The sequence below is a fragment of the Caulifigura coniformis genome, assembly GCF_007745175.1.
GTDB classification, from domain to species: Bacteria; Planctomycetota; Planctomycetia; order Planctomycetales; family Planctomycetaceae; genus Caulifigura; species Caulifigura coniformis.
In genome coordinates this window covers 5,140,571-5,162,469 of record NZ_CP036271.1, presented here as the reverse complement: position 1 = coordinate 5,162,469, position 21,899 = coordinate 5,140,571, and the positions used below count along the sequence as shown (strand labels likewise).

18 protein-coding genes are annotated in these 21,899 nt (G+C 63.1%); 7 read left to right on the top strand and 11 right to left on the bottom strand.

From position 1 onward, the window contains the following. Positions 1-9 precede the first annotated feature (9 nt). A complete protein-coding gene (locus Pan44_RS20675) occupies positions 10-1,614 on the bottom strand; it encodes a glycosyltransferase family 39 protein (protein ID WP_145033255.1) in 1,605 nt (534 codons plus the stop codon). Between the two features lie 120 nt (positions 1,615-1,734). Further along, the gene (locus tag Pan44_RS20670; RefSeq protein ID WP_145033252.1) at positions 1,735-2,652 is read right to left on the bottom strand and encodes an NAD(P)-dependent oxidoreductase; all 918 of its coding nucleotides are present in this window, start codon (positions 2,650-2,652) and stop codon (positions 1,735-1,737) included. A 237-nt stretch (positions 2,653-2,889) separates the two neighbouring features. On the opposite strand from Pan44_RS20670, the gene Pan44_RS20665 reads away from it, so the two are divergent. From Pan44_RS20665 to Pan44_RS20650, 4 genes are all read left to right on the top strand, one after another. After that, a complete protein-coding gene (locus Pan44_RS20665) occupies positions 2,890-3,279 on the top strand; it encodes a GxxExxY protein (RefSeq protein WP_145033248.1) in 390 nt (129 codons plus the stop codon). Between the two features lie 76 nt (positions 3,280-3,355). After that, positions 3,356-4,459: a pyridoxal phosphate-dependent aminotransferase gene (locus Pan44_RS20660; RefSeq protein ID WP_145033243.1), complete on the top strand. Its 1,104-nt coding sequence runs from the start codon at positions 3,356-3,358 to the stop codon at positions 4,457-4,459. A 117-nt stretch (positions 4,460-4,576) separates the two neighbouring features. Next, entirely contained in the window at positions 4,577-4,957 is a 381-nt protein-coding gene (locus tag Pan44_RS20655) for a hypothetical protein (protein ID WP_145033239.1), read from the top strand. 130 nt (positions 4,958-5,087) lie between these two features. Further along, positions 5,088-5,663 carry a golvesin C-terminal-like domain-containing protein gene (locus Pan44_RS20650; RefSeq protein ID WP_145033236.1) on the top strand — a complete coding sequence of 192 codons (576 nt, stop codon included), beginning with the start codon at positions 5,088-5,090 and terminating at the stop codon, positions 5,661-5,663. A gap of 38 nt (positions 5,664-5,701) precedes the next feature. Here Pan44_RS20650 and Pan44_RS20645 read toward each other — a convergent pair whose 3' ends face one another. Continuing rightward, positions 5,702-6,748 carry a serine hydrolase domain-containing protein gene (locus Pan44_RS20645; protein ID WP_197453523.1) on the bottom strand — a complete coding sequence of 349 codons (1,047 nt, stop codon included), beginning with the start codon at positions 6,746-6,748 and terminating at the stop codon, positions 5,702-5,704. Between the two features lie 192 nt (positions 6,749-6,940). Between Pan44_RS20645 and lhgO the strand changes: the two genes are divergently transcribed. Next, the gene (gene lhgO / locus Pan44_RS20640; RefSeq protein WP_145033230.1) at positions 6,941-8,152 is read left to right on the top strand and encodes an L-2-hydroxyglutarate oxidase; all 1,212 of its coding nucleotides are present in this window, start codon (positions 6,941-6,943) and stop codon (positions 8,150-8,152) included. On the opposite strand, the gene Pan44_RS20635 is transcribed toward lhgO, so the two are convergent. From Pan44_RS20635 to Pan44_RS20605, 7 genes are all read right to left on the bottom strand, one after another. Then, positions 8,141-8,929, bottom strand: a complete 789-nt coding sequence (locus Pan44_RS20635) for a glycosyltransferase family 2 protein (RefSeq protein ID WP_231754120.1) — start codon at positions 8,927-8,929, stop codon at positions 8,141-8,143. The genes lhgO and Pan44_RS20635 overlap by 12 nt on opposite strands. Positions 8,930-8,973: 44 nt before the next feature. Further along, positions 8,974-9,792 carry a type I methionyl aminopeptidase gene (gene map / locus Pan44_RS20630; protein ID WP_145033226.1) on the bottom strand — a complete coding sequence of 273 codons (819 nt, stop codon included), beginning with the start codon at positions 9,790-9,792 and terminating at the stop codon, positions 8,974-8,976. A gap of 160 nt (positions 9,793-9,952) precedes the next feature. Continuing rightward, positions 9,953-10,879: a menaquinone biosynthesis family protein gene (locus Pan44_RS20625; protein WP_145033223.1), complete on the bottom strand. Its 927-nt coding sequence runs from the start codon at positions 10,877-10,879 to the stop codon at positions 9,953-9,955. 145 nt (positions 10,880-11,024) lie between these two features. After that, positions 11,025-12,074: an AAA family ATPase gene (locus tag Pan44_RS20620; protein WP_145033222.1), complete on the bottom strand. Its 1,050-nt coding sequence runs from the start codon at positions 12,072-12,074 to the stop codon at positions 11,025-11,027. A gap of 302 nt (positions 12,075-12,376) precedes the next feature. Beyond that, positions 12,377-13,360 carry a DUF6666 family protein gene (locus Pan44_RS20615; RefSeq protein ID WP_145033220.1) on the bottom strand — a complete coding sequence of 328 codons (984 nt, stop codon included), beginning with the start codon at positions 13,358-13,360 and terminating at the stop codon, positions 12,377-12,379. Between the two features lie 452 nt (positions 13,361-13,812). After that, positions 13,813-15,729, bottom strand: a complete 1,917-nt coding sequence (gene speA, locus Pan44_RS20610; RefSeq protein WP_145033217.1) for a biosynthetic arginine decarboxylase — start codon at positions 15,727-15,729, stop codon at positions 13,813-13,815. A 195-nt stretch (positions 15,730-15,924) separates the two neighbouring features. Continuing rightward, positions 15,925-17,331, bottom strand: coding sequence for a lactate utilization protein B (locus Pan44_RS20605; protein ID WP_145033214.1), 1,407 nt, complete (start codon positions 17,329-17,331; stop codon positions 15,925-15,927). Positions 17,332-17,505: 174 nt separating this feature from the next. On the opposite strand from Pan44_RS20605, the gene Pan44_RS20600 reads away from it, so the two are divergent. Both Pan44_RS20600 and Pan44_RS20595 read left to right on the top strand, forming a co-directional pair. Further along, positions 17,506-18,099, top strand: coding sequence for a thioredoxin family protein (locus tag Pan44_RS20600; RefSeq protein WP_145033211.1), 594 nt, complete (start codon positions 17,506-17,508; stop codon positions 18,097-18,099). A gap of 72 nt (positions 18,100-18,171) precedes the next feature. After that, on the top strand, positions 18,172-19,743 hold the full coding sequence (locus Pan44_RS20595; protein WP_145033208.1) for a sialate O-acetylesterase: 1,572 nt from the start codon (positions 18,172-18,174) through the stop codon (positions 19,741-19,743). A 108-nt stretch (positions 19,744-19,851) separates the two neighbouring features. On the opposite strand, the gene Pan44_RS20590 is transcribed toward Pan44_RS20595, so the two are convergent. Further along, positions 19,852-21,693 (bottom strand): ABC transporter ATP-binding protein, encoded by a 1,842-nt coding sequence (locus Pan44_RS20590; protein WP_231754119.1) that lies wholly within the window; start codon positions 21,691-21,693, stop codon positions 19,852-19,854. Between the last annotated feature and the right edge of the window lie 206 nt (positions 21,694-21,899).

Here is a 21,899-nt window from a genome sequence, read left to right as displayed (position 1 = left end):
AGGAACGATTCAAATCGGGCCGGACGACTTCGAACGTTTTCCGGAATTGCCGCCATCGGCTGGAAACACGCCGTTCGCCCGGCGCTCGGGCGGCGCCTCGAAGATCACCGCGGAACAAGCAAACGGATCATCCAGCGGTCCGTACGTCGCGATCGGCTTGCCGTTGTTGATCTCCGGCACCTTCTTGTCGAGCGCGTATTCCCCCGCGACGATCAGGTCATAGGGATATTGCTGCAGTGAGAACACGAGCGGGAACTCGAGCGCCGTGATCATGTTCCGGCGTCCGGCCGCGTAGAACTCGAACACGTAGGCCTGGTCGACGGCCAGTGTCGCATCGGGCGGCAGCTTGCTGAGCAGCATGCGGCAGAAACGCGGGGCGTCGTAGGCAATGTCATCCCAATGGCGGATGTGCTGGACGAGCGTCCGCAGTCCGCACCCCGGAATCATCAGAAACGCCGCCGCTCCCGCCAGGCTGGCAAACGCAACCTGCCGCGCGTGAGCCGTTTGAAACACCGCGGCCACTGCCCGATCGAGCACCATCGCGAACGCAATCCACAGCCACCCGCCTGTGTAGCACCAGTATCCCTTCGTCGGATGCGTCCCGAGGCTCACCACATGGAAGTACATCGCGGAAAACGACAGGAACACGATCAGTCGCCAGCTTCGATCGCGAACGGCAAGAAAGGTCGCCGCCAGCAGGCTGCCAATCATCAGCAGGCACTGCCAGATCCCGACATGCTCCAGGTAAACCAAGGCCTGCACCGGCAGCGACTGCCCCGGCCAGAAAAGTCGCCGCGACAATCCCGGCCCCACCTGCAGCCCCATCAGGTCGAGGAATTGCTCCTTCCACAACAACGGCTCCGGCAGGATCAGAATCAGCCACAGCGAAGCCACCGCCACCGCCGTCGCTGAAAAGATCGAGGCCAGTCCCAGTTTCTCCCGCCATCCACGCCCGGCCCAGAGACAGAGAAGCCCCTCCTGGGCCGTGTAAACCAGCGCAAACGGATGGGTATACAGCCCCAGCCCCGTCAGCAGGCCCGCCAGCGCGGCATCCTTGCGGGACCTCGTCTCAAGGAGCCGCAGGGCGAACAGCATTGATGCGAAGCCGAAGAAACCGGTCAGTGTGTCGGGCCGCGACATCAGCCACGGAAAGTAAACGACTCGAGAAGCCGCATAGAACGCCACGGCCGTCAGCGCCACACGCTCGCTTCTGGTGATCCGCAGCGCCAACGCCCCGAGCAGCAGAATCGCCCCCACCCCCGCCAGCCCCGAAGCGAGCCGGGCGCTGCCGATCGTCGCCCCAAACACCGCATAACTGGCCGCCTGGAAGAAAAAATACAGAGGCGGCAACGTCAGCAGCCGGTCGTCACCCCGGTAGAACATGCTGCCGCGATCGCGGCATGGCATGAACGGAACGCGCAGCCGACCTTCCTGCAGCAGCGTCAGCCCCGGAACTCCGTAGAAATCTTCATCGCCGGCCGCATGCTGCCGGAACATGACCGGAATCTTGAGCAGCAGGCAGACCGCCGCGATGGCGAACACGATCGTCCAGAATCGCCGACGGGACGGACGCGGTGCATCGCCGGCGATTCCCATTTCGACGCCCGACTGCATTCCAGACGCCCCGCGAAGACAACCCGTCGTTCAGTGATCCGCCGCCCGTATCCGGCGCCGTTACCACAGGATCACCCCGCCGCTCGTTCCCGCGGCGGGGTGATCGTCTATGGCAATGGCTTACTTCCGCCCCTTCCAGTCGACACCCGACATCTCGGCGAGCGCCAGCATCAGGGCGTGCGTTCCATTCCGGCCCCAGCCCTTCGCCTGCACCGAGAGGTACAGCTGCTCCGCCAGCGCCAGGCCCGGCAACGACAGCCCCATCTTCTTCGCTTCCGCGAGTGCGATCCCCATATCCTTGATGAAGTGCTCCACGTAAAAGCCGGGATCGAAATTCCCCGCCAGAATGCGCGGCCCAAGGTTATCGAGCGACTTGCTGCCGGCGGCACCCGTCGACACGCTCTTGAACACCGTCTCGAGGTCGAGGCCCGACTTGTAGCCGTACAACAATGCTTCACAGAGCCCGATCATCGTCGTCGAGATCAGGATCTGGTTCACCATCTTGGTGTGCTGCCCCGCCCCGGCCGGCCCCTGGTGGACGATCGTCTTGCCCATCGCCTCCCAGCACGGCTTCAGCGCGTCAACCACGTCCTTATCGCCGCCGATCATGATCGACAGCGCCGCATTCTTCGCCCCGACATCGCCGCCCGACACCGGCGCATCGACCGAGTGAACTCCCTTCTTCTTCGCGGTGTCCGCAATCTCGACCGCCAGCGACGGCTCGCTGGTCGTCATGTCGACCAGCACCGTTCCCGCCTTTGCACCGGCCAGCGCGCCCTGGTCACCCAGGAACACTTCCCGCACGTCCTTTGGAAACCCAACGATGGCGAACACGACGTCCGACTTCTCGGCCACGGCCTTCGGGGTGTCGCCCCACGCCGCCCCCGCCTTCAGCAATTCGGCCGCCTTGTCCTTCGACCGGTTGTAAACCGTCGCCTTGAAGCCGGCCTTCATCAGGTGGCCGACCATGCTGTGCCCCATCACGCCGGTGCCGATCCAGCCGATGTTGGTTTTCCCGGGGGCGATGTTGAGCGACATAGTGGTTCCTCTGGATTTGATACAGTAGCTCCGCAAATTGACGGGATCAGCCGTGAACTTCAAGGCGGGCGGGAAAGGAAACACGAAGGCACGAAGACATAAAGGATCACGAAGTAGAGAGGTGGTCGAAGTGGCTGGCGAATTGTCCCCCAGGGCACGCTTCGAGTCGGTTTTTCTTCGTGACTTTGTGCCTTCGAGTTGAATTTGAACACTTCGAGGAATACGGGGCTGATTTCAATGATCGAACCAATCCCGGAGCAAACGGAATCTGTCGTCACCGCAGTGATCGATGCCGCGTTCCGCGTCCACACGACTCTCGGCCCGGGGCTTCTGGAGTCTGTCTACGAAGCATGCCTCTGCCACGAGCTTGCCAGACGCGGACTTGCATTCGAACGCCAGCTGCATCTGCCCATTATCTACGAAGGCCTCCGCCTGGAGGCCGGATTGCGACTGGATCTGGTCGTCGCCGACTGCGTCATTGTCGAACTGAAACACGTCGAGAAGGTGCTTCCCGTCCATAAAGCCCAACTCCTGACCTACTTGAAGCTGACGGGCCACCGTGTCGGCCTGTTATTCAACTTCAATGTCGAACGAATCAAGGAGGGCATTTTTCGGGTCGTTCGTTAACCTTCGTGCCCCTTCGTGTCTTTGTGCCTTCGTGTCAAAACTCCGCCTTCCATCGCAACCTGGCCCGGAAACTTCAATGACCTGGATCGCCGACCGCATGCACAAAATCGACGCCTCCGGGATCCGGAAGGTGTTCGACCTCGCGGCCAAGATGAAAGACCCGATCAACCTCAGCATCGGCCAGCCCCACTTCGATACGCCTGCCCCACTGAAGCAGGCGATGATCAGGGCCGTCGAAGCAGGCAAGAACGCCTACAGCCAGTCCCAGGGGATCGCCCCGCTCGTCGAAAAGGTCCAGTCGTCCGTCGACAAGGAGTACGGGCACGCCGATCGCAAAGCGTTCGTGACCAGCGGCACCGGCGGCGGCCTGATGCTCGCCCTGCAGACGCTGGTGAACCCCGGCGACGAGGTGATCGCCTTCGACCCCTGGTTCGTGATGTACAAGCACCTCACAACGCTGGCCGGCGGCACGACGGTGCAGATCAGTACCTATCCCGACTTCAAGATTGACATCGCGAAGCTCGAAGCGGCGATCACGCCGAAAACGAAGGTCATCCTCTTCAACAGTCCGTCGAACCCGACGGGCAAGGTCGCCAGCGAAGAGGAGATGAAGGCCGTCTGCGACCTCTGCCGCGACAGGAACATCGCCCTCATCAGCGACGAGATCTACCGCAGCTTCTGCTACGACCGGCCCTTCGTGAGTCCCGCGAAGTTCTACGACAAGACGATCGTCGTCGATGGCTTCAGCAAGTCGCATTCGATGACCGGCTGGCGCATCGGCTGGGCCCACGGTCCGCAGGAGATCATCCAACAGATGATCAAGCTGCAACAATTCACGTTCGTCTGCTCGCCGCACCCGGTCCAGTGGGCCGGAGTCGAAGCCTGGGACTACGACGTCTCCGACCGCACGGCCGAGTACAAGGCCAAACGCGACTTCATGCTCAAGGAACTTTCGGGCCTCTATGACATTCGCGGCGCCGACGGGGCCTTCTACCTGTTCGTCAAAGCCCCCTGGGGCACCGGCACGGAGTTCGTCCAGAAGGCGATCGAGAATGAACTCCTGATCATTCCCGGCAACGTTTTCAGCCAGTACGACACGCACTTCCGCCTGAGCTACGCCGCGGAAGACAAAACGCTCGAGCGCGGCGTGGAAGTGCTGAAACGAATCGCAACGAAGTAGGGCCACTGGGACGCCCGGGGGTTGCAGCCCGATCGAGGGTGGCAGGGTGGATTTGACTCCCTGCCAGAATGAGGCGACCGCGCAGCGAGAGGTAGTTGTGGTTCAGAAAAAGGACGCATGAACGGCCAGACACAGTATCTCAATACCGACCTGGATCTCAGATCCTCCGAAGATCTGAAACCGCTCACATCCGCGCTGGAAGCCCGAGGCGTCCCGCCGCTGCATGTGACTCAGGCGGAGAACGGGTTGTGGTATTCAATTCTGGAAACCGCTGTTCAGTTCTCGGCCCCGGAACCCAACATCGCCGCGATGGTTGAAGGGATCGAGTCCCTCGACCGCACAGCGACGTCGATCTGGGACAGCTGCACGCAACGGGACTTCAACATCGGCTACGACTGCGGCCTTGTCCCCATGGGGCTTCTGTCAGGGGCTCTCTCCAGACCTCCTCGGCCGCATCGCGCGTCTCGGCGCCGCAGTACGGTGGACGCTCTATCCTGACCGTGAACAGCCGAAGGAATCGTGAACTTCCGAGCATCCAATACTAGGCCGGGGCTTCCCCCGGCACGTCCTGCAGCCAGCGATCGCCCCGGCCGGATTCACCATCACAACCAACTTCACGGCCGGCCAGGTGTTGGGCCCCGGAGGCACGGCCACGCTCAGCGTGCAACTCGACGCCGCAGCCGCCGGCAGCTTCAGTGGACTTCTCTCGTTCGCGACCAACGATCCGGACGAGAATCCATTCCAGTTCACGATCGCCGGAAGCGTGACGTCCCCCTCGGCCGTCCAGATCATCGACAACGGAGACGCCGGCTACACGACCACCGGCGCCTGGACCAGCTGGAGCCAGGACGGACACGGCAGCGATCTGCAGTGGTCGCATAGTTCCGAAGGGCCCGCCACGGCGACGTGGACCTTCACCAGCCTCATCCCGGGGACCTACCGGGTGTCGGCCACCTGGCTGGCGGCCTCGAACCGGGCAACCAATGCCGCCTATTCCATGAGAACCGCCACCGGCGGGCTGCTCGGCAGCGCGCTGGTCAACCAGCAGCTGGTCCCCAATGATCTCACCGATCAGGGATCGGAGTGGGACCATCTGGGGATCGTCTCCCTCATCGGCTCGACCCTCGTCGTCGAACTCACGAACGTGGGAGCCGACCAGTACATCATCGCCGATGCCATCCGCATCGAACGCATCGGCGACTGACCTCCCGGCCGTGGCCCCGCAAGGCTTTCCCGCCGACTCTAATTCACGAACAGCAGGTCCCGGATTGAATTGGCAATCTGCCACTCATCGATGTTTCCTGGGACGATGTGATTCGACAGGACGACCACCGTCAGATCCTTCTCGGGATAGTAGGCGAGCAGCCCCTTCGAGCCCGGCGACGAGCCGCCATGCACGATCAACTTCGGTCGGCCCGGATTCGACAGCACCGACCAGCCGAGGGCCGAATCCTCCTTGCGGATCTTGATCCAGTCCTCGCGTTCATCCGGGCCGATCGGCGAGTCGGCATCGAGCGCCTTCCTGAACGCAAGCAGGTCGTCGACGCTGCACACCACCCCCGTCGCTCCGCGATGCGCCCAGCCATGCGGCCAGGGAACCATCTGTCCAATCGCGGCCCTGCTTTCAAACCGTGACGGCACCTTCTCCCCCTTCAGAGGTGGGTCGCTGCTGAACCTGGCTGTCCTCATGTTGAGCGGCTTGAAAACCAGCTCCCGCATCGTGTCCTCGTATCCCCTCTTGTCGACGACGTCGATGATGGCCGCCATCAGAAAGTAGTTCGCGTTGGAATAGATGTGCTTCGTTCCGGGCGGGGCCTCGAGCCCAATCTTGAGCAAGTCCGCGACGACGGCGTCACGCTTCATCGTGTCCACCTTCAGGTCGTAGCTCTTCGAAATCCCTCCCGTGTGAGATAGCAACTGCTCGACGGTGATCTCCTTTTTATCCTCGGGCACGTCTTTCAGGAGCGTGCCGAGCTTCGAGTCCAGCTGGAGAGTTCCCAGCCTCGCCAGCTCCAGCGTCGCCAGGGCGACCATCGGCTTGATGATCGAACCGATGTCGAACCGCGCAGTGGGGGCGAGCTTCGTCTTCGACTTCGGATCCGTGATGCCGTACCCCTTGCGGTGAATCACGTCGCCATCGAGATCGACGAGAACACAGCCGGAGAATCCGTTCTTCGTCAGCGGCGTGACGATCCCGTCGATTCTCTTCGAGAGGGATTTTGCGTCGTCCGCAGCCCGCGCGGCCCCGGTCATCATCAATGCCGCTATGCACACCAGACGTGTCGACATGGATTTGGCCCCATCACAAGTGACAGCTGTAAACCCGACCTGCCCAGAAAGAACCTCTAAAACACGATAAAGTCCGCTGGCAGCAATGTCGAACGCAGTGCTCGATTCGCAGCAGGACCGCTTGTCACCCTGCTCTGCATCCCGGACAGTGCGTGGGCCACATCGAATCACTTCCCGGAGCCACATTGCGCCATGCCGAACGAGGCCACGACACGGTCGGATGTCACGATCATCGGCGGCGGCATCGTCGGTCTGGCGACGGCGTACCAGTTGCTCCGTCGACACCCGGATCGGTCGGTCACGCTCCTCGAGAAGGAAGACCACGTCGCCGCCCACCAGTCGGGCCACAATTCGGGCGTACTGCATACCGGCATGTACTACCGTCCCGGCTCCTTTCGCGCCGAGTTCTGCCGCGAAGGCAAGCTGCAGATGCAGGAGTTCTGCGAGCGAGAGAACATCCCGTTCCAGATCATCGGCAAGGTCATCGTCGCCACGAGCGAAGAGGAGCTTCCCCGTCTGCAGACCGTCTTCGAACGCGGCCGGGCCAACGGAGTGCGGTGCTCCCTGGTCGACGGCGACCACCTGCGCGAGATCGAGCCGTACGCCGCCGGCATCCAGGCCATCCATGTCCCCGATGCCGGGATCGTCGACTACAAGGCCGTCTGCCGCAGGCTCGCCGAGAGAATCACTGAACTGGGGGGCGACATCCGGCTGGGCTGCCGCGTGACGGGCATCGAGCACACCCCCGAGGCCGTAGTGCTGCGAACCAGTCAGGGCGACATGAGCACCGGTCTGCTCGTCACCTGCGGCGGTCTCCAGGCCGACCGGTTGACGAGTCTCAGCGGCCAGACGCCCACGGCCCCCATCGTTCCTTTCCGCGGGGAGTACTTCGTTCTGAAACCGCCGGCCGAGCATCTCTGCCGGACGATGATCTATCCAACTCCCGATCCGCGGTTCCCCTTTCTCGGCGTCCATTTCACGCGCACGATCGAAGGGCACGTCGAGTGCGGTCCCAATGCTGTGCTCGCGTACTCCAGGGAAGGCTATTCCAAGCTCGATCTCAACCTGCGCGACCTCGCGGAGAGCCTGTTCTACCCCGGGTTCATGAAGCTGGCCCTGCGATCATGGCAGACCGGACTCGGCGAGCTGTGGCGGTCATTCAACAAGAAGGCCTTCGTCCGGGCGCTGCAGAAGCTCGTCCCGGGAATCACCGCGGCCGACCTTGTTCCAGCTCCGAGCGGCGTCCGCGCGCAGGCGCTGGGACGCGATGGACGGCTGATCGACGACTTCGTGTTTCAGGAGAGCGACCGCGTGATCAACGTCGGCAACGCCCCCTCACCCGCGGCCACGTCGTCGCTCCGGATCGGGCAGTCGATCGTCGAGAAGATCGAATCACGCCTGTGATGTACTGGCGGAGCCCGCGGCATCCCTGGGCCCGAAGATTTCGAACTTCGCCAGCCCCAGCTTCTGCAGCCAGTACTGCCCCATGACCCACAGCGTCGTCAGGCCGTACTTGATGCAGCGACGGAAATTGATGCTGCTCGCTTCGTCGAAGTACCGGACGGGAACCGGAATGTCGCCCAGCTTGAAGTTGAAGTACACCGCCTGGGCGAGGAACTGGGTGTCGAACGCGAAGTCGTCTGTGTTCTTCTCGTAGGGAATCGTCTCGAGCACTTCCTTCCGGTAGGCCCGGAACCCACTGTGGAAGTCGCCCAGGTTCTGTCCCAGCGCAATGTTCTCCGTGATGGTCAGCATCCGGTTGGCGATGTACTTCCAGGCCGGCATGCCTCCGGCCAGCGCTTCCCGCCGCGTCCGGATGCGCGACCCCATCATGACATCGCAGATCCCGAGCATCAGGAACTCGATCGTCGCCCCGATGACGCGGCTGTCGTACTGGTAGTCGGGATGGATCATCACGATGTAATCCGCGCCCCGTGACAGCGCCTCGCGGTAGCACGTTTTCTGATTGCCGCCGTAGCCCTTGTTCTTTTCGTGGACGATCACCGTCAGCCCCAGGCGGCGGGCAATCTCGACGGTGTCGTCCTTGCTCCCGTCGTCGACGAGAATCACTTCATCGACGGCGCCGGGGGGAATATCGGCGAGTGTCCGCTCGAGGGTGCGGGCGGCGTTATAGGCCGGCATCACCGCGATGACTTTGCCGGGAGAGTGACGGAAGGACATGGCTGTTCGATCGCCGCGATGCAGTCGCAGGGCCCGGAGCGGAACTAGAACCGATGGCCTTCCTGCGGGCCGTTCTGGGTAAGCGTCAGGATCTCGGGTCCGTTCTCGGTCATCAGGATCTGATGCTCGAACTGGGCCGACAGGGTGCGGTCTTTGGTGATCACCGTCCAGCCGTCCGCGAGCGGACCTTCGGTCTCCTTGGCGCCGGCATTAATCATCGGTTCCACGGTGAAGCAGACGCCGGGAGTCAGCACGCGATTTCGCGATTCACGCATGGGGGTATGCGGAATGCCCGGGTCCTGATGAAAGCGCCGCCCGATTCCGTGCCCCTGGAAGGTCTCGACGACCCCCACCCGACGCTCCATCCCAAGCTTCGCGATGGCGACGCCGATGTCGAGAACCGTCCCGTAGGGCTTGAGCGCCCGGATCCCGGTCCACAGGGCGTCGAACGCCGTCTGCACCAGTTCCCGCGCCGCGGGCGAACATTCCCCAACCAGGAACGTCTCCGAGGCGTCGCCGTACCAGCCGTCCACGATCGTCGTGCAGTCGACGTTGATGATGTCGCCCGACCGCAGCGGGCGGTCGTCCGGAATGCCGTGGCAGACGACCTCGTTGATGCTCGTGCAGATCGATTTCGGGTAGCCGTGGTAGCCGTGAGTGGCCGGCACGTGACCGTGACTTCGCGTGTAGTCGTCGACCACCCGATCCAGTTCGTTCGTCGTGACGCCTGGAACGATCAGAGGCCGGACAAGGTCGAGCACACTCGCATTGAAGGCGCCCGCTGCCCGGAGACCTGCGATCTCCTCCGGCCGTTGGTAGAGCGGAAACTTCGCTGCGCGGTGACGGGTAAACAGGCGACGCATGAAGAACACAAGATCCGTCAACTCTGACGCCTGCGATTCCACTTTCTCTGCGCTCGAACACCGAGACGCGACTCACAGCCAATGCGGCAATTGTGAAGTGCGGCCTTCACCGATGCAACCGGCGTCCGGCCGCCGCACTCCAACCGGGCCCATGCCAGCACTACCCGATGAACTCGAGCTCAACCGGGTTGGGCAAAAGGCCTTCCTCGTAGCCGCGCTGCAGCAGCGTGGCCACGGCCTTCCGCCCCCGCTCGCCGAAGTCGATCGTCCAGTCGTTGACGTACATCCCCACGAACTTGTCAGCCTGGCTGCGGTCGAGATCGCGGCCGTACTGGAGGGCATGTCCGAGCGCTTCACCACGATGCTTGAGGCCGTACTCGATGCTCTCCTTGAGCAGCCGGGTCACTTCCTTCATTCCCTCAGCGCCGAGGTCTTTCCGGATCGCGTTTCCGCCAAGCGGCAGCGGCAGGCCGGTGTCTTCCATCCACCACTCGCCGAGGTCCCGGACCAGGTGCAGCCCCTGGTTGCCGTAGGTCAGCTGGCCTTCGTGGATGATCAGGCCCGCATCCGCCTTCCCGGCGGCCACGAATTCGAGAATCTGGTCGAACTCGACGACCACGTAGTTCGGATGGACGGAATCGCTCACGGCCGCGCCGCGGGCGGCGGGCTGCGGCAGGACGACGCCGGCGACCTTGTGTTCAATGGGGCGGCGGTCCTTCAACCACAGCCGCAGGGCCAGGTTGGCCGTCGTCAACGTGCCCGGGATCGCGATCGTCTTCCCGGCCAGGTCTTCGCGCGTCATCGGTGTCTTGGCGACGACCATCGGCCCGTAACCGTCTCCCATGCTCGCGCCGCAGGCGCAGAGGGCATAGCGATCGGTCAGGTAGGCGTAACCATGCAGGCTGACGGCGGTCAGCTCGAGCTCGCCCGTAAAGGCCCGACGATTGAGCGTTTCAATATCGACCAGTTCGTGGACGAACTGATACGGCCCGGAATCGATCTTGTCGTTGGCCAGGGCGTGGAACATGAAGGCGTCGTCCGGATCGGGGCTGTGGCCGACGCGGATAAGGGTCTTTTCGGTCGTCATCTTTGCGAACTTTCTTTCACTCTCGCGGGCGTCTTCAAACGCCCTCATACACATTGAACCGCGGGCTCAGCCCAAACCCAACGGAGTTTGAACACGCTGAAATCCGACAGACGGAGCAGCCGCCAGCAGGGGCCGGCCGCCCACCTTATGCCGCGAAAATCCGGGCGAGGCGCGGATCCTTCTGCAGCTCGCCTTCCTTGGCCGGTGTTTCCTGGATCAGGCGCTCGATCACCTTGTCTGAGGTGACGCCATCGCTCTCGGCCGAGAAGTTGACCACGATCCGGTGACGCAGTACGGGAACCGCAAGGGCCTGGATGTCTTCCGTCGAAACGTGCGTCCGCCCCTTCAGCAAGGCGCGCGTCTTCGCCCCCAGCAACAGGAACTGCACGGCACGCGGCCCCGCCCCCCAGCTCAGCTGCTCGGTGATGAAGTCCGGCGTTCCCTCCTGGCCGACGCGAGTCTGCCGCACGAGCGCCAGCGCGTAGTCGACCACGTGGTCGGTCACCGGAACCTGCCGGACGACCTGCTGAAGCGCCATGATCTCTTCGCCAGAGAGCACCGGGCGGACATCCTCTGAGGAAGTCCCGGTGGTCTGCAGGGCCACCTGCCGCTCCTCCGCGAAGCTCGGATACCGCACGAACACCTTGAACATGAACCGGTCCTGCTGCGCTTCGGGCAGCGGATAGGTTCCTTCCTGCTCGATCGGGTTCTGCGTCGCCAGAACGAAGAAGGGGTTCGGCAGGATGTGGCGGACCATGCCGACGGTCACCTGCCGCTCCTGCATCGCTTCCAGGAGCGCGGCCTGCGTTTTCGGCGGCGTCCGGTTGATTTCGTCCGCCAGCACCATGTTGTGAAACAGTGGACCGCTGATGAACTGCGGCTCCCGCTGCCCGGTCGACTGATTGATCTGCAGCACGTCCGTGCCGGTGATGTCGGCCGGCATGAGGTCGGGCGTGAACTGGATGCGGCTGAACGACATCGACAGGCACCGCGCCAGGGTGCTGATCATCAGAGTCTTGGCGAGGCCGGGCACCCCTTCCAGCAGGCAGTGCCCCCGACTGAACAGGGCAATCAGGAGATGCTCCGTCACTTCCTGCTGGCCGACGATGACCTTCGCCATCTGCTCCCGCAGCCCGTCATAGGCCCGCGCCAGGCGCGTGAGGGAATCCTCCATCGAATTCGTCATCTCGGTCATTCGTCACCAGGCTTTTCCAGTCGTACGGGCAGCTCCGTTTTGCGCTCCGTCCGGACTGGATTCTTGGACGCCCGTCACGCGGATGCAAGCGGCGCACGAACCCGCGAAGAAAAAAGCCCCGTTTCTGTAGGAATCCCGGGGCCACACGATGGCGCGGGTTTGCGGGGGTGGGACGCCCGGAAACGGACGCAGCCGCAGATTGCTCTGCGGCTGCGCACTGAACACTGGATTTCCGCCGGAGCCCTCTACAGCCTCTCGACTCGGAGGGCACTCGCGGGTGCCGGCAGACTGGCCTGCCCGGGTCAGTCGGTGATCAGGAACGACCCGTTGTTGGCCACGTTGAGCAGCGGCATCCCTGCATTTCCGGTGACGCTCTGGTTCCGCGCCTTGCCGCCGAAGGAGTAGGCCAGTCCGACGGAGACGTTGAACTGCTCTTCGCCGGAGCCGTTGGGTCCGTTCTTCGCGCCGGGGACGACGTAGTTGGAGTTGCCGTAGATGGACCAGCTGTCGCTGAGCGGGGCCTGGCCGAGCAGGCCGAACTGCCAGTCGCCGATGCTGGCGTTGTCGAGCATGCCGGTGTAGCCGGTGACCTGGCCGCCGAACGCGAAATTCTGCTTGAGATAGATGTTGGCCTGGTTGGCCGAGCGAATCGTCCTGAGCAGGTTCGGGGCTCCGGCGACGGTGACGGCGGCCTCGTTGTCCTGTGCGGCGAAGGTGCCCCACACGCCGATTTCGGTCGCATCGGTCAGGGCGTAGCCGATGATGGCGCGGAACTGCCCCAGATCGAACTCGTTGCCGTTCACGCCCCATTCGTCGGCGTAGAAGAGGTCATAGACGAAGCCCCAGCTGATGGGATCGCCTTCGTTCGTCATGTCGCCGCGTTTATAGAGACCGGTGGTGAAGAACATCTGCTGTTCCACCTGCTCGGCATGCTCGACGATTCCGAGCCGGCCTTTGTAGTCGTAAACGCCGTAGCTGGCACCGATCTGTCCGCGGAAGGGGAGATCGCCGAGGCTGAAGCCGGTGTTGATTCCAACGGTGTTGCCGTAGCTGCTGGAGAGCGATCCGGTGCCGCCGTTGATGTTCGTGATCCGATCGCCGACGGACTTATAGACGTCGAAGCCGGTCCAGACCTGGGTGTTCTCGAGAGCGTCCGACAGAAACGGCATGTCGAGTGGCTCCTCGTCGCTGACGAGGGTTGTCCAATCGTTGGCCAGGCCGCGATTCGTGAATCCGCCGGTGAAGGCGACCGCAGCAACGCAGAGAGAGAGGGCCAGCCGCTTCACAGTGTCTCCTCCATGATGAACGTCATTCGACAGCGGCAGGAACTCTCCCGGCCATGTCCTGTAGCCATGGCCAACTGCAACCTTCCCGCCAGTTCGCCCCGGCCTTCGTGCGGGGCGGATGAATGCAGGGGTCCGTCGAGAGTTCCGTGCGGGCAATCCATGCCATGCACCCGACGAACGGGTGTTTCACGAGGAGCATCGACGCGAGAGTCGTTTGGCGAACAACGATTGTGACGTTGCGATGAGAATCCCCGCCGTCGCCAGATTCGGCCCGAGTAGACAACGAGGTCGATGTGGAGCGATCGGAATTGTCGCCAGGCCTGCGCCCCTGAAATTTGCAGAACCGTTCCAACGGGATCGATCCTGCACGCGGACCAGCGACATGTGCGAGTTCCACGAAAAAAGGCCCGGTTTCCTTGGAGAAACCGGGCCTGATCAGGTTGTGATTCCCGTTACTCGCCCGGTTCTTCGAGGTACGTGTAGCCGTTCAGGCCTTCCTCATAGAACTTCACGATCCGGCCGGCCTGCTGGTGGTCAATCCGCCCCTCGCGAACTGCTGATTCCACCGTCGCCTGCACGCGGTTCATCAGGTCCCGCCCCTTGAACTGCACGTAGTCGAGCACCTCAGAGACCGTGTCTCCCTTGATGATCGTCTCCAGAAGCACTTCGCCGCTGTCGCTCAGGTCGACGTGGACGGCGTTCGTGTCGCCGAACAGGTTGTGCAGGTCGCCGAGAATCTCCTGGTAGGCGCCGATCAGGAACGCCCCCATGTAGTACGGCTCGTTGTCGAAGTGATGCAGCTGCAGTGTCCGCTTCACGTCGCGGCGGTCGATGAACTGGTCGATCTTGCCGTCGGAATCGCAGGTGATGTCGCTCAGCACGGCATGCCGCGTCGGCTTCTCAGCCAGCCGGTGAATCGGCATCACCGGGAACAACTGGCTCACGGCCCAGCTGTCCGGCATCGACTGGAACAGCGAGAAATTGCAGAAGAACGTGTCCGCCAGCATTCGGTCGAGCCCCGAAAGATCGTCCGGAACGTCGTCGGCTTCCTTGATCAGCCGACGGATCTTGTGGCAGATGGCGAAGAACAGGTTCTCGGCCACGACACGCTGATCGAGCGGCAGATAGCCGCCGCTGAACAGGTTGGTCGCCATATCCAGCGCCTGCTGCGCATCGTGGTAGGCCTCCTGCACATTCCGGGCGTTGACCTCGTTGTAGGTCAGCATCAGGTCGTGCAGCGGCTGCTCGTATTCGTTCGGAATCGTCTTCGGAATCTCGTCGTCGTCCCCCTGCTCCGCGACGCCCAGCGTGCCGAAAATCAGCACCGCGTGGTAAGCCGCGACAGCCCGGCCGCTCTCCGAAATGATGTTCGGATGCGGGACGCTGTTCTCGTCGCAGGTCGTCTGGATCTGGTAGACGATGTCGCTGGCGTACTCCTGGAGCGAGTAGTTCATGCTCGATTCGAAGTTCGTCTGCGAGCCGTCGTAGTCGACGCCCAGGCCGCCGCCGACATCGAGGTATTCGAGCCCCGCGCCGCGCTTGTGGAGGTCGACATAGATCCGCGACGCTTCGTTGATCGCCGCCTTCACCTGCCGGATATTCGTGATCTGGCTCCCCAGGTGGAAATGCAGCAGCTTGAAGCAGTCCGCCATGCCCCGCGCCTGAAGTTCGTTCAGCGCCTTCAGGATTTCGCTGACCGTCAGCCCGAACTTCGAGCGGTATCCGCCCGACGCCTGCCAGCGACCCGACCCCTTCGACGCCAGCTTCACGCGGAACCCGATCTGCGGACGCACGCCGACCCGTTCGGCATATTTCAGAACGAGGTCGAGCTCGGTGTACTTCTCGACGACCGGGATCACCGTGCGGCCCAGCTTCTGGCCGAGCATCGCCAGCTCGATGAACTCCGCATCCTTGAAGCCGTTGCAGATCACCGGCATGTTCGGTTCCGTCATCGCGAGAACCGCAATCAGCTCGGGCTTGCTGCCCGCCTCGAGCCCGAACCCAAACTGCTTGCCGTATTCGACGACCTTCTCGACGACTTCCCGCTGCTGGTTCACCTTGATCGGGTAAACGCAGGCATACTTCCCCTTGTACTCATGTTCCTTGATCGCATGCGAAAAGACGTCATGCAGCGTTTTCAGGCGATCCTTCAGGATGCCGTTGAAACGCACGAGGATCGGCAGATCAAGTCCGCGCAGCTGAAGGCGGTCGATCAGTTCCTTGAGATCGAGCTTCTGATTCGCATCCCGCCCGGGATGCACCCACAGGTTGCCGTTCTCCCCGACGGAGAAATAGCCCTGGCCCCAGCCGGCGACTTCGTAGAGGTCGCTCGCATCCGTCGTTGTCCAGCGCTTCAGCTCTTCGATCATCAAAGTGGTCTTTTGCAGAGTTCCCCCGGAGATTGCCCGCGCTCGCGAGCGATCCCACAGTGTCGCGGGAAACGGGTAGGGTTCAAGAGAGCAACGTGCGAATTCACGAACGATTGGGCGCGACGGCCGTGCGCAGGGAGGTTGACGTGGAAAGCCATTTCTGGCGGCAGACGGGCTTGATGCCGCTGGCCAGTCTCACTGGGAGCCGGCGTCCTTCCTGCTCCGCTGCCGCTCGGCGTAGAGATCGCGGAAGCTCTTTTTCGGTGCCGCCGGCAGTTCGCGCTGTTTCCCCCAGGGATTCAGCGGGTTGTAAACAACAAACCGCGGCAGCTTCGGGAGCCAGAAGCGGGCCATCCCCCCCGCCAGGTTCAGCAGCCGTGCGCTCCGCAGCACCCGCCCTGCCAGCGCCATCCCCCACCGCTTCGACCGCGGCAAAAGCCCCTTGAGAGCCAGCTTGTTCCGCCACGTGTAGAGCTGCAGATGCAGGTCGATCTTCACCGGGCAGACATCCGTGCACGATCCGCACAGCGAACACGCATACGGCAGCGCCGCATGCTTCTCCGGATTGGACGCCGGAGCCAGGATCGAACCGATCGGCCCCGGAACCACCGCCGAATAGCTGTGCCCGCCGCTCCGACGATAAACCGGGCAGGTGTTCATGCACGCCCCGCATCGGATGCAGTTCAGCGACCGCCGGAAATCCTCCGAGCCCATGATCTCGCTGCGGCCGTTGTCCACGATCACGATGTGCATTTCGCAATCGGGAGTCCGCGGACCGCGGAAGTGCGTGGAATAGGTCGTGATCGGCTGCCCCGTCGCCGAGCGGGCCAGCAGCCTCAGGAAGACCGCCAGGTCCTCCTTCCGGGGAATCAGCTTCTCGATGCCCATTGATGCGATATGCAGCTTTGGCAGCGAGGTTCCCAGGTCGGCGTTCCCTTCGTTGGTGCAGACGACGAAGCCCCCCGTTTCGGCGATGGCGAAGTTCACGCCCGTCAGACCGGCGTCCGCTTCGAGAAAACGCTGGCGCAGATGCCCACGGGCCGCCTTCACGAGATAATCCGGATCAGTCGCCCCCTTCTCTGTCCCGATCTTTTCGTGGAACAGTTCGCCGATCTCTTCGCGCTTTGTGTGGATGGCCGGCATCACGATGTGACTCGGCGGCTCATTGCGAAGCTGTACGATCCATTCGCCGAGATCTGTGTCGACGACCGTCACGCCATTTCGCTCGAGGAACGGATTGAGATGGCACTCTTCCGTCAGCATCGATTTCGATTTCACGAGCTTCGTCGCGCCGTGCTTCTGCAGCAGCGACAGCACGATCGCGTTGTGCTCGGCCGCGTCTTTCGCCCAGTGGACGACCGCCCCGGCGGCCGTCGCATTCCGCTCGAACTGCTCCAGGTAGTCAGCCAGGCGCGACAGTGTGTGCTGCTTGATTCCCGAAGCCGTCTCCCGGAGCAGCTCCCACTCCGGAATCGTTGCGGCGATCCTGTCTCGCTTCGACCGAACGAACCACAACGACTGGTCATGCCAGTGGGCGCGTCCCTCGCGGGCGATGAATCGTTCGGCGAGAACCGGATGGGAAAGTGTCGACGAGCCAGCCATGAAGGACGAACCGAACGCGACGCGGGCAGGGAATGCAGATCCGCAATCATAGCGGCCATGCCGCTCGTTAGGCGACGACGATCACCAGCGATAAACTGCACTTCCCCGCCGCGTTCCCGCGGCGCCTGCCCTGGATATCGATTCGCGACTTTGTCGCTGACTGGAGGCCCTCCCATGGTTCGCACCGCATCCACCATGTTGCCGCTGGGAAGCGCGGCGCCCGATTTCTCCCTTCCCAACGTCGACGGCCGCACGCTTTCGCTCCGCGATTTCGCCGATCAGCCGGCCCTGCTCGTCGTCTTCATGTGCAATCACTGCCCGTTCGTGATTCACCTGAGGTCCGATCTCGCCCAGTTCGCCGCCGAGTACCTTCCCAAAGGCCTCGCCATCGTCGGCATCAGTTCCAACGACACCGAGGCCTATCCCCAGGACGGCCCCGAACAGATGAAGGCCGAACACAAATCCGCCGGATACACGTTCCCTTACCTCCACGACGCCACCCAGGCGACCGCCAAGGCCTATCACGCCGCCTGCACGCCCGACTTCTTCCTGTTCGACAAGGAACGCAAGCTCGTCTATCGCGGCCAGTTCGACGACAGCCGCCCGAAAACCAACATCCCGGTCACCGGCGCCGATCTCCGGGCCGCCTGTGATGCCGTCCTCGCCGGCGGTCCGGTCACGGCCGAACAGAAACCGAGCATCGGCTGCAACATCAAGTGGAAGCCGGGCAACGAGCCCGGTTACTTCACCGGTGTCGCCGCCACCTGAGTTGAGGCCGACGGCTTGCCGCGGCTTTTCCCGGAAACTCCCTCCTGACGTCCCTCTCTTGGAACTGGATCGATGCTTCAACGACTGACGCCGCTCGTCCTTTCAATCCTGCTCGTGCCAGGCGCAACGGCCTTGGCCGAGGTCCGCATGCCGGCCATCTTCGGCAGCCAGATGGTGCTGCAGCGAGGCATGCCCGTCCCCGTCTGGGGCTGGGCCGATGCCGGTGAAGAGGTCACCGTCACCTTCCAGGACCAGAAGAAAACCACCAAAGCCGACGCCGATGGCAAGTGGTCCGTCAAACTCGACTCCCTGAACCCCGGCCTCCCAATCCCCCTCGTTGTCAAAGGGAAGAACCAGCTCACCTTCGACGACGTCCTCGTCGGCGATGTCTGGGTCTGCAGCGGCCAGTCCAACATGGAGTGGTCGATCAATGCGGCCCTCGATCCCGACCTCGAATCACTCGCCTCGAAGAACAACAAGCTCCGGCTGTTCCACCTCGTGAAGGCGACCAGCACCACCCCCAAAACTGACTGCGTCGGAAAGTGGGCTGTCGCCGGTCCAGGCGCCGTGAACAACTTCTCGGCCGTCGCCTACTACTTCGGTCGTCAGCTCCAGCAGACGACCGACATTCCGATCGGCCTCATCAACACCTCGTGGGGCGGGACGCGCGCCGAAGCCTGGACCTCCGCCGAGGGCATGGCCTCCCGCGGCGAGTTCAAGCCGATCATCGACTCGTGGGCCGCACAGGAAGCCGACTACCCCAAGAGGAAGGCCGCCTACGAAGAGGCGATGACGAAGTGGAAGAAGGAATCGGCCGAAGCGACCGCCGCCGGAAAAAAACCGGCTCCCCAGCCGAACGCCCCGGTCGACCCAAGCGCCACGCCCCACCGCCAGACGAATCTTTACAACGCGATGATCGCACCGATCGTCCCCTACGGCATCAAGGGCGCCATCTGGTACCAGGGTGAATCGAACGCCAGCCGGGCCGAACAGTACCGCACCCTGATGGCCACGCTCATTAAGAGCTGGCGCGACGCCTGGAAGCAGGGGGACTTCCCATTCTACCAGGTGCAGCTCGCGAACTTCATGGCCAAGAAGGATGCGCCGGGTGACAGTGCCTGGGCCGAACTCCGCGAAGCGCAGGTGATCGCGTCGGAAGCCGCCGCTCCCGGCGGAGTGGCCTGCATCATCGACATCGGCGCCGCCAAGGACATCCATCCCAAGGACAAGCAGAACGTCGGCAAGCGTCTCGCTCGCCTCGCCCTGGTCGACCTCTATGGCCTCGGGGGACAGGTCTCCCGCAGCGGTCCGACCTACAAGTCGATGGACATCAAGGACGGCAAGATCGTCCTCCACTTCGACAACCTCGGCGAAGGGGGCCTCCGCGGTCTCATCAGCTACTACAACGAACCGCTTTCCGGATTCGCCATCGCCGGTGACGACAAGAACTTCGTCTGGGGCGACGCGAAGATCGAGGGCGACACCGTCGTCGTCTCGAGCAAAAACGTCCCGAACCCGACGGCCGTCCGGTACAACTGGGCAGACAACCCGAGCGGAAACCTGTTCAACAAGGTTTACCTGCCGGCCTATCCGTTCCGGACCGACAACTGGGACGGAGTGACCAAGGGCAAACTCGCCCCTTAATGAATGCGAAAAAAAAAGCACCCCGGCTGCTCAAAGCACCCCGGCTGCTCAAAGCAGCCGGGGTGTTTCGCGTTGGGCTCCACCGAAATCAAACCAAAAAATGCGATCTCATCGGGCCACGACAATCTCTTCCATCCGCTGCAGCCGGGCCAGCCCGCTGAACCAGGCGCTCTCCCGCAGCAGCGTCTCGGGCGTCCCGATCGCCGCCACGCGACCGCCATCGAGAACCATCACCCGGTCGCACCGCGACAGCGTGCTCAGCCGGTTGGAAATCAACAGCGTCGTCCGGCCGGCCGAGGCCCCTTCCAGCGCCGTGGATATCTCGTGCTCGGTCTCGGCATCCACCGATGCCGTCGCGTCATCCAGCAGCAGGATCGGCGGATCGAGCAGGACCGCCCGGGCGATTGAGAGCCGCTGCCGCTGACCGCCCGACAGCGTCGATCCATACTCGCCGACCATCGTGTCGTAACGCCCCGGCAGCTCCTGGATGAACTCCGCCGCCGCCGCCACGCGGGCCGACCGCTCAATCTGCTCCAGCGTCGCTTCCGGCTGGCCGAAGGCGATGTTCGCGCCGATCGTATGGCTGAACACGAAGCTCTCCTGGAACACCAGACCCATGTTGCGGCGCAGGTCGTCCAGATCGAGTTTTCGGACGTCGTGGCCATCGACACGGACGGCCCCGGAATCGACGTCATAAAACCGCATCAGCAGCGACAGCAGCGTGCTCTTGCCGCTGCCCGTCGCTCCCGTGACCCCCAGACATTCTCCCGGCGACACCCGAAACGAGATGTCCGTCAACGCCCGTCGCCCGGTCGGATACGTGAACGTCACTTTGTCGAACTCAATCTCGCCGCGGGCTCTCGGCAGGGGAAGCGCATTGTCGCTGGAGGTGATCGCCAGCGGCGCATCAAGCACTTCGAAAACTCGCTGGGCCCCGATCAGGCTCGACTGGATGGTGTTGGCGATATTCGTGATCTGCCCCACCTGGTTGGCGAACTCCTGCAGCAGGTTGGCGAACACGAACAGCCCCGAGCCGAGGGCCACCTGCCCCTGGATCACGAGCCATCCGCCGTAAACCATCAGGATCAGCATGTTGAGCTGCGTCAGCCCCCCCATCACCGGTTGGAACGCACTCACGTTCCAGAAGATTTCCTCTTTCTGCTTGCGGATCCGCGTTGTCGCCGCCTCGAAACTGGCGATCGCCTCCCGCTCGCGTCCGAACCCCTTGATGACGTGCGCCCCCTGCACGTTTTCCACCAGCAGGCTGACCAGCTGATCCGCCAGTTCGCTCGCCCGGCGGTACATCGGCTGCACGCGCCGAGAGAAAAACAGCGACCCCACCCACAGGAGCGGCGTCGTCGACAGGCAGACCAGCGTCAGCCCGACATGCACCCGCAGCATATAGAAGATATAGACCGCCAGAGTCAGACTCGTGATCGACACCTTGATGATCACGCCGTCGACGAACGACCGCACGGCGTTCACGTCGCCTGCTGCCCGGTTGATGATCGAGCTCGACTGCCCCGCGTCGTAAAACGCGAAACTCAACCGCTGCAGCTTCTCAAACACGCCCGCCCGCAGGTTGAGCAGGATCTTCTGAGACAGGTTCGCCGCCGAGATGGCCGCAGCCCAGCGAACGAAGGCGTTGATCAGCGCCGAGGCTAGCACCATCCCGGCAATCGCCCAGATGACGGACTGCGGCGACCACTCGGCTGGCGGGGCCATCCCCAGCGGCCAGCGCGGCGCGGGGCTGGCAGGATCGACCGTTGTTCGCAGGTAATCGATTCCCAGCCCGGTGAGCCCCAGGCCACCCAGGCTCAGGCCGACGATCACCAGTTGCAGGGCGACAACCGCGAGACATTCCCGCCGGTATTGAAAGCCGAGCACCAGCATCCGGCGCAGCAACTTCCAGGAAGTTGTCGATTCAGGCTTCGCCACCGCCTCCGGCATTCAAGCAATCCGTTCGACTCGATCAGAACTCGATTCAACGAGAGAACGCTACAGCATCACGACGAAACTCACCACGCCCACCAGGCCCGGGTGGGCGTGGCTTCCGCCGAGCCGCAAACGCAGCCAGCCCCCCCACGCAGTCGCACCGTCTCCCCCCCACGTTGTGGCACCGTCTCCCGACCGCAACCCGACTGTCAGGTCTCCCG

What these genes read in the sequence shown, in the direction of transcription:
- lhgO (WP_145033230.1), top strand. Translation starts at nt 6,941, where the DNA reads ATGCCGAACGAGGCCACGACACGGTCGGATGTCACGATCATCGGCGGC.
- Pan44_RS20675 (WP_145033255.1), bottom strand. Translation starts at nt 1,614, where the DNA reads ATGCAGTCGGGCGTCGAAATGGGAATCGCCGGCGATGCACCGCGTCCG.
- Pan44_RS20620 (WP_145033222.1), bottom strand. Translation starts at nt 12,074, where the DNA reads ATGACCGAGATGACGAATTCGATGGAGGATTCCCTCACGCGCCTGGCG.
- Pan44_RS20625 (WP_145033223.1), bottom strand. Translation starts at nt 10,879, where the DNA reads ATGACGACCGAAAAGACCCTTATCCGCGTCGGCCACAGCCCCGATCCG.
- Pan44_RS20635 (WP_231754120.1), bottom strand. Translation starts at nt 8,929, where the DNA reads ATGTCCTTCCGTCACTCTCCCGGCAAAGTCATCGCGGTGATGCCGGCC.
- speA (WP_145033217.1), bottom strand. Translation starts at nt 15,729, where the DNA reads ATGATCGAAGAGCTGAAGCGCTGGACAACGACGGATGCGAGCGACCTC.
- Pan44_RS20645 (WP_197453523.1), bottom strand. Translation starts at nt 6,748, where the DNA reads ATGTCGACACGTCTGGTGTGCATAGCGGCATTGATGATGACCGGGGCC.
- Pan44_RS20660 (WP_145033243.1), top strand. Translation starts at nt 3,356, where the DNA reads ATGACCTGGATCGCCGACCGCATGCACAAAATCGACGCCTCCGGGATC.
- Pan44_RS20665 (WP_145033248.1), top strand. Translation starts at nt 2,890, where the DNA reads ATGATCGAACCAATCCCGGAGCAAACGGAATCTGTCGTCACCGCAGTG.
- map (WP_145033226.1), bottom strand. Translation starts at nt 9,792, where the DNA reads ATGCGTCGCCTGTTTACCCGTCACCGCGCAGCGAAGTTTCCGCTCTAC.
- Pan44_RS20655 (WP_145033239.1), top strand. Translation starts at nt 4,577, where the DNA reads ATGAACGGCCAGACACAGTATCTCAATACCGACCTGGATCTCAGATCC.
- Pan44_RS20595 (WP_145033208.1), top strand. Translation starts at nt 18,172, where the DNA reads ATGCTTCAACGACTGACGCCGCTCGTCCTTTCAATCCTGCTCGTGCCA.
- Pan44_RS20605 (WP_145033214.1), bottom strand. Translation starts at nt 17,331, where the DNA reads ATGGCTGGCTCGTCGACACTTTCCCATCCGGTTCTCGCCGAACGATTC.
- Pan44_RS20590 (WP_231754119.1), bottom strand. Translation starts at nt 21,693, where the DNA reads ATGCCGGAGGCGGTGGCGAAGCCTGAATCGACAACTTCCTGGAAGTTG.
- Pan44_RS20670 (WP_145033252.1), bottom strand. Translation starts at nt 2,652, where the DNA reads ATGTCGCTCAACATCGCCCCCGGGAAAACCAACATCGGCTGGATCGGC.
- Pan44_RS20600 (WP_145033211.1), top strand. Translation starts at nt 17,506, where the DNA reads ATGGTTCGCACCGCATCCACCATGTTGCCGCTGGGAAGCGCGGCGCCC.